General features: G+C 76.5%; 10 protein-coding genes. 6 read left to right on the top strand and 4 right to left on the bottom strand.

All coding sequences use genetic code 11. The features are described from left to right. Positions 1-234 precede the first annotated feature (234 nt). Positions 235-1,827: a PE-PGRS family protein gene (locus tag ACZ60W_RS26365; RefSeq protein ID WP_469757848.1), complete on the bottom strand. Its 1,593-nt coding sequence runs from the start codon at positions 1,825-1,827 to the stop codon at positions 235-237. Positions 1,828-1,976: 149 nt separating this feature from the next. Here ACZ60W_RS26365 and ACZ60W_RS26360 point away from each other — a divergent pair, with 149 nt between their 5' ends. Beyond that, positions 1,977-2,621, top strand: a complete 645-nt coding sequence (locus tag ACZ60W_RS26360) for a MarR family transcriptional regulator (protein ID WP_469757851.1) — start codon at positions 1,977-1,979, stop codon at positions 2,619-2,621. Here ACZ60W_RS26360 and ACZ60W_RS26355 read toward each other — a convergent pair. Together ACZ60W_RS26355 and ACZ60W_RS26350 are read right to left on the bottom strand one after the other, a co-directional pair. Further along, positions 2,618-3,493: an SDR family oxidoreductase gene (locus tag ACZ60W_RS26355; RefSeq protein ID WP_469757847.1), complete on the bottom strand. Its 876-nt coding sequence runs from the start codon at positions 3,491-3,493 to the stop codon at positions 2,618-2,620. The two genes, ACZ60W_RS26360 and ACZ60W_RS26355, sit on opposite strands and share 4 nt — an antisense overlap. 1 nt (position 3,494) lies before the next feature. Next, the gene (locus ACZ60W_RS26350; RefSeq protein WP_469757846.1) at positions 3,495-4,262 is read right to left on the bottom strand and encodes an SDR family oxidoreductase; all 768 of its coding nucleotides are present in this window, start codon (positions 4,260-4,262) and stop codon (positions 3,495-3,497) included. Between the two features lie 67 nt (positions 4,263-4,329). On the opposite strand from ACZ60W_RS26350, the gene ACZ60W_RS26345 reads away from it, so the two are divergent. The 5 genes from ACZ60W_RS26345 to ACZ60W_RS26325 all read left to right on the top strand — a co-directional run bounded on the left by ACZ60W_RS26345 (position 4,330) and on the right by ACZ60W_RS26325 (position 8,700). Beyond that, positions 4,330-5,079 carry an enoyl-CoA hydratase family protein gene (locus ACZ60W_RS26345; RefSeq protein ID WP_469757845.1) on the top strand — a complete coding sequence of 250 codons (750 nt, stop codon included), beginning with the start codon at positions 4,330-4,332 and terminating at the stop codon, positions 5,077-5,079. Continuing rightward, complete coding sequence (locus tag ACZ60W_RS26340) at positions 5,076-5,927, top strand: CoA transferase subunit A (RefSeq protein WP_469757844.1); 852 nt, start codon at positions 5,076-5,078, stop codon at positions 5,925-5,927. Before ACZ60W_RS26345 ends, ACZ60W_RS26340 begins: the two co-directional genes overlap by 4 nt. Beyond that, positions 5,924-6,661, top strand: coding sequence for a CoA-transferase subunit beta (locus ACZ60W_RS26335; protein ID WP_469757843.1), 738 nt, complete (start codon positions 5,924-5,926; stop codon positions 6,659-6,661). Before ACZ60W_RS26340 ends, ACZ60W_RS26335 begins: the two co-directional genes overlap by 4 nt. Continuing rightward, on the top strand, positions 6,658-7,713 hold the full coding sequence (locus ACZ60W_RS26330; RefSeq protein WP_469757842.1) for an NAD(P)H-dependent flavin oxidoreductase: 1,056 nt from the start codon (positions 6,658-6,660) through the stop codon (positions 7,711-7,713). The genes ACZ60W_RS26335 and ACZ60W_RS26330 overlap by 4 nt, the downstream gene beginning before the upstream one ends. Before the next feature lie 93 nt (positions 7,714-7,806). Beyond that, positions 7,807-8,700 (top strand): tyrosine-protein phosphatase, encoded by an 894-nt coding sequence (locus ACZ60W_RS26325; protein ID WP_469757841.1) that lies wholly within the window; start codon positions 7,807-7,809, stop codon positions 8,698-8,700. Here ACZ60W_RS26325 and ACZ60W_RS26320 read toward each other — a convergent pair. Beyond that, on the bottom strand, positions 8,625-10,346 hold the full coding sequence (locus ACZ60W_RS26320; protein WP_469757840.1) for a DEAD/DEAH box helicase: 1,722 nt from the start codon (positions 10,344-10,346) through the stop codon (positions 8,625-8,627). The two genes, ACZ60W_RS26325 and ACZ60W_RS26320, sit on opposite strands and share 76 nt — an antisense overlap. Between the last annotated feature and the right edge of the window lie 120 nt (positions 10,347-10,466).

Genomic DNA, 10,466 nt, shown 5'->3' with positions numbered 1-10,466 from the left:
CCCCCCCCCCCCCCCCCCCCCCCCCCCCCCCCCCCCCCCCCCCCCCCCCCCCCCCCCCCCCCCCCCCCCCCCCCCCCCCCCCCCCCCCCCGACGCCCTCGCCTCGATCCTCGCGGACGGCGCCTCCGACGGCCCGGCCCGGGAGACGGCCCTCGCCGCGCTGGAGCACGTCCACGACGCCCGGGTCAGGACCCGACTGGAGTGGACGACGCCCCGGCGCGGCTGACCGGCCCGCTCAGTCGCCCCGCGCCGTGCCGAGCACGACGGCGACCCGGGCCTCGACCGCCTCGACGATCCGCAGCATGGCGGGCCCGGGCAGGGACGGGTTCAGGACGGCGTCCCGCACGGTGGTCCGGTCGAGCAGCAGCGGGAGCAGCGCGTCCCACGGCAGGGCGGGGTGGCGGGCGGCGAGGGCCCGTACGGAGCTGTCGGGGTCGTCGAGCAGCCGGGTGGCGGCCGCCGGGGAGAGCCTGGGGTCCTTGGCCGCGTCCTGGCGGACCTCGGCGGCCGGGTCGGCGGCGAGCTCCTCGACCAGCTCCGGGGTGGAGTCGGGGTCGTCGAGGGCGAGGCGCCGCAGGCGCGGGTTGGGGTCGGCGGCGAACCGCAGGAGCCCGGCGCGCGGGAAGGCGGGGTGGCTGCGGGGCCGTCCGGGGCTGGAGAAGCTGCCGGTCCACCAGTGCCAGACCTCCAGGAGCATGTCGGCGGGGGCGTCGTCGCAGGACTCGGCGAGGAACAGCCGCACGACGTCGTCCTCGTCGCGGGCGAGGAGCGCCGCCACGTCCGGGGGCAGCCGGCGGGCCCGGGCGACGCTGCTGCGGATGTACGGGTGGCCGGAGGCGGCGAGCCGGCGCATGGCCTCGGGGTCGTCGTGCAGGGCCGTCACCCAGGGCACGGCGTAGCGCAGGGTCGCGGTGTCCACGGTGACGCGGACGGCGGCCCGTTCCTCCTCGGTGAGGTCGGCGCGGAGGGCGACCTCCCGCCGTACGGTCTCGTCGGCGTCCTCGGCGAGCCGGGCGACGCCGGCCGGGGGCAGGTCGGGGTGGCCGGCGATCCGCCGCCGCACCGCCGGGTCGGCGTGCGCGGCGAGAGCGAGGGCGAGCGCGGGGGCGAGGCGGCATTCCTCCAGGCCCTGGAAGCCGGTGCCGCCGAGGGCCGTGTGGCCGTCCTCGTCGAGGGGTTCGTCGCGGTGGCGCCGGATCAGGGCCGCGGTGCGGACCCCGGCGTCGGCGTCGGCGAGCAGGGCGGCCCGCGCGGCGGGGCCGAGGTGCGGCCAGGCGGGCCCGCAGGCCGCGGCCCGTACGGCGGGCGAGGCGTCCCCGGCCAGGGCCCTGAGCAGTGTGCCGGGGAGGTCGGGGAGGCCGGCGGCGGCGGCGCGGACCTGCGGCGAGGGGTCGGCGGCGAGCCGCTCGCGGGTCGTGGGGGCGAGCGGGGCGCGGGCGCGGGCCGCGTCCCTGACGAAGAGCGCCCGCCGGGCCCCCGAGGGTTCGGCGGCCAGGTGGCGTTCCCACTGGGCGGCGGTGAGCACCGTCCGGGCCTCGGACAGCGCGTCCCGCACGCCCCGGTTCGGGTGGCCGACGGCGGCCTCGACGACGGCCGGCGGCAGGTCCCTCGGGGCGGGGATCCCCGCGTCCAGGGCGAGCAGGCGGATCAGCAGGTCGTCGGGGAGGGCCCGGTTGAGGCCGATCCAGTCCCATCCGACGACGAAGGTGGCGAGTGCGTCGTGGTCCCCGTCGGCCGTCGGCGGGCCCGTCCGCTCCCCGTCGGCCGTCGGCGCGTGCGTGTGCTGCCCGTCCGCCCGCTGCCCGTCCTGTCGCCGTGCCGGCTCCATGCCGCTCCCCTCCCCGGTGTGCGGTCCATCCTGCCCTGCCGGTGCGGAGGGTGCTCAGGGCGTCTCGGTGACGGAGGTACGGGGAGGCGGAGGCCCTCACGGCCGCAGGCCGGGACTCCAGCGCCGCCTCCGTCGCCTTCCACCCGGCGATCGCGGCCCGGCAGGACCTGGGCGCCACCGAGACCAGGACGCTCGACCTGCTCGAACGGCACGGCCCGCGCACCGCCAAGGAGCTCGCCGAACGCTCGGGCCTCGCCCCCGCCCCCGTCACCGGGCTGGTCGACCGCATCGAACGCAAGGGCTTCGTCCGCCGCGTGAAGCACCCGACCGACAAGCGCCGGGTGCTCGTCGAGCCCCGCCCCGAGAAGCTCGCCGAGCCGGCCCCGCTCTTCGACGACTGGGCCCGCGAGGTGCACGAGCTCTACGAGGAGTTCACCACCGAGGAGCCGGCGACGGTCACCCGGCTCCTCACCGGCGCGACGGAGCGCCGGCGCGCCGCGACCCGGCGCCTCGCCACCTGGGCCGCGCCCGGAAGGGAACACCGCCCGCCGGGCCGGGCGTCCCGGGTGGCCAGGGGGCGCCTTGCCGATCAGGCCGGGACACCCGCGAGCCCCGCACGACGCCCCCTGGGCCGTCTCTTCCGGATCTTGCCCGACCCGTGCCGCCCGGCACCGCATCTGGCCGCGTCGTCGAGGCACCCCAGTACGTCCCGTACGCGGCAGCCTCTCCGCCTCGCGATGCACGGCACCGGACGACACGGGCTTGACCGGCAGGATCCGGAAGAGACGACCTAGGCCCCGTACACCGGCCGCGGCGGCTCCGCCTCGGCGAGGAGTCTGCGGGCGGCCTCCCCCGCCTCCGCCGGGGTCCTGCGCCCGCCCTTGTCCTCCGTCGGACCCGGCCGCCAGCCCTCCATCACGGTGAGCCGGCCGCCCTCGGCCTCGAAGACCCGGCCCGTGACCCCCTCGGACCCGGCCGAGCCCAGCCACACGACCAGCGGCGAGACGTCCTCGGGCAGGGCGTCCAGGCCGTCGAAGACCCGCTCGGTCATCCGCGTCCTGGCCGCCGGCGCGATCGCGTTCACCTGGACCCCGTACCGGGCCAGCTCGGCCGCCGCGACGAGGGTGAGACCGACGATCGCGGCCTTGGCGGCGGCGTAGTTGCCCTGCCCGACGCTGCCGAGGAGGCCGGCCCCCGAGGTGGTGTGGACGACCCGCGCCCGGGGCGTCCGCCCGGCCTTCGCCTCGGCCCGCCAGTGCGCGGCGGCGTGCCGCAGCGGCAGGAAGTGCCCCTTGGCGTGGACGCGCATGACGGCGTCCCAGTCCTTCTCGTCGAGGTTGACGAGCATCCGGTCGCGCAGGAACCCGGCGTTGCTGACGAGGGTGTCGAGCCGTCCGTACGCGTCGAGGGCGGCGGCGACCAGCGAGGCGGCGCCCTCGGTGGAGGCGATGTCGCCGCCGTGGGCGACGGCCTCGCCGCCCGCGGACCTGATCTCCTCGACGACCGCCGTCGCCGGGCTGTCGGGCCCGGGGCGCCCGTCGAGCCCGACCCCGAGGTCGTTGACGACGACCCGGGCGCCCTCGGCGGCGAAGGCGAGCGCGTGGGCGCGCCCGAGCCCCCGTCCGGCTCCCGTCACGATCACCACGCGTCCGTCGCAGAGTCCCATGTCAGCTCTCCTTGTTGGCGGTCGAGGCATCCAGGAAGGCGGGGCGCTCGCCGCCGCCGTGCACGAGCAGCGAGGCCCCCGAGACGTAGGCCGCCCGGTCGGAGGCGAGGAAGACGGCCGCCTCCCCGATCTCGTCCGGTGCGGCCAGCCGGCCCAGCGGTACGGTCCGGGCGACGGCGGCGACCCCGTCGTCGTCGCCGTAGTGCAGGGCGGACAGTTCGGTCCTGACCATGCCCAGGACCAGGGTGTTGACCCGCACTTCGGGGGCCCATTCGACGGCCATCGAACGGGCGAGGTTCTCCAGTCCCGCCTTGGCCGCGCCGTAGGCCGCGGTGCCCGGCGAGGGCCGGGTGCCGCTGACGCTGCCGATCATGACGACCGCGCCGCGCGAGGCGCGCAGCAGCGGGCGGGCGGCGAGGCTGACGGCGAGCGGCGCGGTGAGGTTCAGCTCGACCACCCGCGCGTGCCGTTCGGCCTCGCCCTCGCCGAGGAGGCGGTAGGGGGTGCCGCCCGCGTTGTTGACGAGGACGTCGAGCCGCCCGTACCGCTCGGCGAGCGTGGTGGCGAGGAACTCCCGTACGGCGGCGGGTTCCCGCAGGTCGAGCGGGTGGAAGTCGGCGGTGCGGCCCGCCGCTTCGACCGGTGTGTCCGGAGGTCTGCGGGCGCAGACGGCGACCCGCGCGCCGGCGCGCAGAAAGGCGCGTGCGATGCCCGCGCCGACGCCCCGGGTTCCGCCGGTGACGAGCACGACCCTCCCGTCCAGCTCCATCGGCTGCTACCTTCCTCCTCAAGAGGTTACCTAACAAACGTTTGGTGGAAAGGTAGCTGATTCGCCCATGGGTGTCTCCACCTCCCGCACGGGCCCGGGCGTCGCCCTGGTCACCGTCGACTTCCCGCCCGTCAACGCCCTGCCGGTCACGGGCTGGTACGCGCTCGCCGACGCCGTCCGCGCCGCCGGCCGCGACCCCGGCGTCCGCTGCGTCGTCCTGACCGCCGAGGGCCGCGGCTTCAACGCGGGCGTCGACATCAAGGAGCTCCAGCGCGACCCCGGCCCCACCTCCCTGATCGGCGCCAACAGCGGCTGCGCGGAAGCCTTCGCGGCGGTGTACGAGTGCGAGGTGCCGGTCGTCGCGGCCGTCGCCGGCCACTGCCTCGGCGGCGGCATCGGCCTCGTCGGCAACGCGGACGCGATCGTCGCCGCCGACGACGCCGTCTTCGGCCTGCCCGAGCTGGACCGGGGCGCGCTGGGCGCCGCCACCCACCTCGCCCGGCTGGTCCCCCAGCACCTGATGCGCACCCTGTACTACACCTCGCGCACCGTCACCGCCGCCGAACTGCACGCCCACGGGTCGGTGTGGAGGGTGGTCCCGCGCGAGGGGCTCCTCGCGGCGGCCCAGGAGCTCGCGGGCGAGATCGCGGCGAAGGACGGCACGCTCGTCCGGCTCGCCAAGGCCGCCATCAACGGCATCGACCCCGTGGACGTGCGGCGCAGCTACCGCTTCGAGCAGGGCTTCACCTTCGAGGCCCATCTCGCCGGAGTCGCCGACCGGGTCCGCGCCACCTTCGGCAAGGAGGACTCCCCGTGACCGACAAGACCATGACCCCCGAGGACGTCGTGGGACGGCTGCGCTCCGGCATGACCGTCGGCATCGGTGGCTGGGGCTCGCGCCGCAAGCCGATGGCCCTGGTCAGAGCGCTGCTCCGGTCCGACGTCACCGATCTCACGGTGGTCTCCTACGGCGGCCCCGACGTGGGCCTGCTCGCCGCCGCCGGACGCGTCCGGCGGCTCGTCGCCCCCTTCGTGACCCTCGACTCGATCCCCCTCGAACCGCACTTCCGGGCCGCCCGCGAGAACGGCACCCTCGCGCTGACCGAACTCGACGAGGCCATGTTCATGTGGGGACTGCGGGCCGCCGCCCACCGGCTGCCCTTCCTTCCCGTCCGGGCCGGGCTCGGCTCCGACGTCATGCGGGTCAACCCCGGGCTGCGGACGGTCACCTCGCCGTACGAGGACGGCGAGGAGTTCGTCGCCGTGCCCGCCCTGCGCCTGGACGCGGCCCTGGTCCACGTCAACCGCGCCGACCGGCTCGGCAACGGCCAGTACCTGGGCCCCGACCCGTACTTCGACGACCTGTTCTGCGAGGCCGCCGACACCGCGTACCTCTCCTGCGAGCGGCTCGTCGAGGACGGCTTCGGCCCCGACACCGTCCCGCAGTCCCTCCTCGTCAGCCGGCACAGCGTCACCGGCGTCGTCGAGACGCCGAACGGGGCGCACTTCACCTCCTGCGTCCCCGACCACGACCGCGACGAGGTCTTCCAGAAGCTCTACGCGACCACCCCCTGGCCCGAGTTCGCCGCCCGCTTCCTCGGCGGCGCGAGCGAGGAGGACTACCAGCGCGCCGTCCAGACCTGGCAGAAGGAGCAGCAGCAGTGAGCAGCCCGACCGCCGCGCCCGTCACCCGCGCCGAGTACTGCGTCGTCGCCTGCGCCGAGGCGTGGCGGGGCGCCGGCGAGGTGCTGGCCAGCCCCATGGGCCTCGTCCCGTCCGTCGGCGCCCGCCTCGCCCGGCGCACCTTCTCCCCCGACCTGCTGCTCACCGACGGGGAGGCGATGCTCGTCGGCCCCGACGGCCGCCCCGAGGGCTGGCTGCCCTACCGGCGCCACCTCGCCCTGGTCACCGGCGGGCGGCGGCACGTGATGATGGGCGCGAGCCAGATCGACCGGTACGGCAACCAGAACATCTCCTGCGTCGGCGACTGGGAGCGCCCCTCGCGGCAGCTGCTCGGGGTGCGCGGGGCCCCGGTGAACACCCTCAACAACCCCGTGAGCTACTGGATCCCCCGGCACTCCCGGCGGGTCTTCGTCGAGCGGGTCGACATGGTCTGCGGCGTCGGGTACGACCGTGCCGGGGACGCCCCGTACCACCGGCTCGTCCGGGTCGTCAGCGACCTCGGGGTCTTCGACTTCGACACCCCCGACCACCGGATGCGGCTCGCCTCGGTCCACCCGGGCGTCACCGTCGACGAGGTGCGGGCCGCGACCGGCTTCGACCTCGTGGTCGACGGCGACGTGCCGGCCACCCGGGAGCCCGGCGCCGAGGAGCTGCGGCTCGTCCGCGAGGTCCTCGACCCGCGGGGCCTGCGGGACCGGGAGGTCGCGCCCCGATGAGGACCGCCCTGACCGAGCTCACCGGCGTCCGCCACCCGATCGTGCAGACCGGCATGGGCTGGGTCGCCGGGCCCCGGCTCGTCTCCGCCACCGCGAACGCCGGCGCGCTCGGCGTCCTCGCCTCCGCCACGATGACCACCGCCGAGCTGCGCGCCGCCGTCCGCGAGGTGAGGTCCCGCACCGACCGCCCCTTCGGGGTGAACCTGCGGGCCGACGCCGGGGACGCCCGCGAGCGGGTCCGGATCATCGTCGACGAGGGCGTCCGGGTCGCCTCCTTCGCCCTGGCCCCCTCCCGCGACCTGATCGCCGAGCTCAAGGACGCCGGGGTCGTCGTCATCCCCTCCGTCGGCGCCCGCCGGCACGCCGAGAAGGTCGCCGCCTGGGGGGCCGACGCGGTCCTCGTCCAGGGCGGCGAGGGCGGCGGGCACACCGGCGAGGTCGCGACGACCGTGCTGCTCCCCCAGGTCGTCGACGCCGTGGACGTCCCCGTGATCGCCGCGGGCGGCTTCCGCGACGGGCGCGGTCTGGTCGCCGCCCTCGCCCACGGCGCCGCCGGCGTCGCCATGGGCACCCGCTTCCTGCTCACCTCCGACTCGACCGTCCCGGACGCGGTCAAGGCCCGCTACCTGGCGGCCGGCGTCAGGGACGTCACCGTCACCACCGCCGTCGACGGGCTCCCGCACCGGATGCTCCGCACCGAACTCGTCGCCTCCCTCGAACGGGCCGGGCGGATCGGGGGGCTGGCGCGGGCCGTCCGCCACGCGGCCGGTTTCCGCCGGCTGTCCGGGCTCTCCTGGCCCGCGATGATCCGCGACGGCCTGGCCCTGCGCCACGGCAAGGACCTCTCCTGGAGCCAGGTGCTGCTCGCCGCGAACACCCCGATGCTGCTGCGTGCCTCCATGGTCGAGGGCCGCGCCGACCTCGGCGTGATGGCCGCCGGGCAGGTGGCCGGGGTCATCGAGGACCTCCCCAGCTGCGAGGAGCTGGTCGCCCGGATCATGTCCGAGGCCGCGGACGTGCTCCGCGCGCTGCCCGTGCCCGACACCCCCTGATCCCCCGCGGGCCCGTCCGCCCACGGCTGTGCCGCCCGAGTCCGTCAGTCGTACGCGCCCCGTACGTCCGTCAGTCCGAAAGGGAGTCCAGCCATGCCCCTGTCCCGACGCGCCCTGCTCACCGCCACCGGCGCCGCGCTGGTCCTCGGCGCCGCGCCGCCCGCCCTCGCCCGCCCCCGGGCGGCGGACGGCGTCCGCCCCGTTCCGCTCCAGGGCGCGGTCAACGTCCGCGACCTCGGCGGCCACCGCACCTACGACGGAGCCCTCGTGCGCCACGGGCTCGCCTACCGGGGCGACCACCTCGGCAAGCTCACCGACGCCGACGTCGCCACCCTCGCCGGGCTCCGCCTCGGCACCGTGGTCGACCTGCGGATCCCGCTGGAGGTCGGGTACGACGGGGCCGACCGGCTGCCGGCCGGACCGGTCCCGGTCGCCCGGCCCGTCACCGACCACGGCCTCTTCGGGCAGCTGCTCGCCGCGATCGGCTCGCGGGACCCGGTCCGGCAGGAGGAGATGCTGGGCGGCGGGCGGGCCGCCGCCTTCATGCGCGAGGTGTACCGCACCTTCGTCACGGAACCGGCGAACCGGGCCGCGCTGGCGGCCACCCTGCGGGACCTGGCCGATCCACGCCGGGGGCCGCTGCTCGTCCACTGCACCTCGGGCAAGGACCGCACCGGCTGGACGAGCTGGCTCCTGCTCACCCTGCTCGGGGTGCCCGAGTCGTCCGCCCGGGCGGACTACCTGGCCTCCAACACCTTCCGCGCCGCGTACGACGCACGAGTGCGGGAGGGGCTGCGGCAGGGCGGGATGATGCGGAACCCGGAGCTGATCGTGCCGCTCCAGGAGGTGCGGGCCGAGTACCTCGACACCGCCCTCGACCAGGTCCGCGCCTCCTACGGGAGCCTCTTCCGCTACGTGTCGGTCGGCCTCGGCCTGGAGCTGCGCGAGCTGGTCGCGCTCCGCGAACGGCTGGTGGCCGGCGCCTGACGCCCGCCGCGGCCCGCGCCGCCGCCGGAACCCGCACCGCGCCCGGCTCCCGCACCGGAGCCGGCACCGCGGCCCGAACCGGTCCCGCGGCCCGAACCGGCCGTGGCCGTGCGGCCCGCGCCGGACGCACCGCGCCCGCCGCCGGACGTGGCCCCGGTCCCGCGGCCTCCGGCGGTGCCGGAGCCCGAGGTCCGCCCGGCGCCCGTCGCCGTGCCGCCGGACCCGCCGCGGCGGCGACGGCCGCCGCCGGATCCGCCGCTGCCCCCGCCCCCGGCCGGCTTGCGCGGCGGGGTCGGCTGCGGGGTCTCGATGACGACGGGGACGCCCGAGGGCTCCCGCGCGCCGGTGAGCTCGGCGAGCTGCTCGTCGCTGGACTTGATCTGCGCCGTGCGCGGGCTGATGCCGGCGTTGGACATCAGCCGGCCCATGTCGCGCTTCTGCTCCGGCAGGACCAGGGTGAAGACGCTGCCGGACTCGCCGGCGCGGGCCGTGCGGCCGCCCCGGTGCAGGTAGTCCTTGTGGTCGATCGGCGGGTCGACGTTGACGACCATGTCGAGGTCGTCGACGTGGATGCCGCGGGCCGCCACGTTGGTCGCCACGAGCGTGGTGACCTGGCCGGTCTTGAACTGGTCCAGGGTCCGGTTGCGCTGCGGCTGCGAGCGGCCGCCGTGCAGGCCGGAGGCGCGCACGCCGTTGGCGAGGAGCCGCTTGACCAGCCGGTCCACGGACCGCTTGGTGTCCATGAAGAGGATGGTGCGGCCGTCGCGGGCCGCGATCCGCAGGGTGACGGCCTTCTTGTCGGTCTCGTCGGCCACGTACAGCACGTGGTGCTCCATCGTGGTGACGGCGCCGGCCGACGGGTCGACGGAGTGCACGACCGGGTCGTCCAGGAACATCTTGACCAGCTTGTCGATGTTCCGGTCGAGGGTCGCCGAGAAGAGCAGCCGCTGGCCGCCCGGCTCGACCTGCTTGAGGACCTTCGTGACCTGCGGCAGGAAGCCCATGTCGGCCATCTGGTCGGCCTCGTCCAGGACGGTGATCGCGACCTGGTCGAGCCGGCAGTCGCCGCGCTCGATGAGGTCGTGCAGCCGGCCGGGGGTGGCGATGAGGACCTCGGCGCCGCGGCGCAGGGCGGACGACTGGCGGGAGATCGACATGCCGCCGACGACGGTGGTGATCCGCAGCCGCAGCGCCCCGGCGTACGGGGTGAGGGCGTCGGTCACCTGCTGGGCGAGCTCGCGGGTGGGCACCAGGACCAGCGCGAGGGGCGCGGTCGGCTCGGCGCGGCGGCCCGCGGTGCGGGCGAGGAGCGCGAGGCCGAAGGCGAGGGTCTTGCCGGAGCCGGTGCGGCCCCGGCCGAGCACGTCACGGCCGGCCAGCGAGTTCGGCAGCGTCGCCGCCTGGATCGGGAACGGCTCCGTGACGCCCTGCTCGCCGAGGATCCGCAGCAGGCCCTCGGGCATGTCGAGGTCGGCGAAGGAGTCCACCGCGGGGAGCGCGGGCGTCACCGTCTCCGGCGGCGTGAACTCGCTCGGCGGCGGGGGCGCCGTGGGACGGCGGCCGCCGCGGGAGCCCTTCGGCTGCGACGTGGACTTCGCCTGGGTGCTGCGGGGGCTGCGCTTGTGGGGGCGCTCGGAGCGGGTCATGCGTGCCTTCCTGGCCGGTGCTCGCGGCACAGCCGGGGCCCGCACCTGCGCGGTACGGGCCCCGGCTGCTCTACCCGGAACACGCGATACGGGCCCCGGCTGTCTCTCCCGGAACGCGCG

This window comes from Streptomyces sp. NPDC104202, from assembly GCF_055584185.1.
Note: the sequence above shows the minus strand (reverse complement) of the source record. Positions and strands in the feature narration are given on the sequence as shown.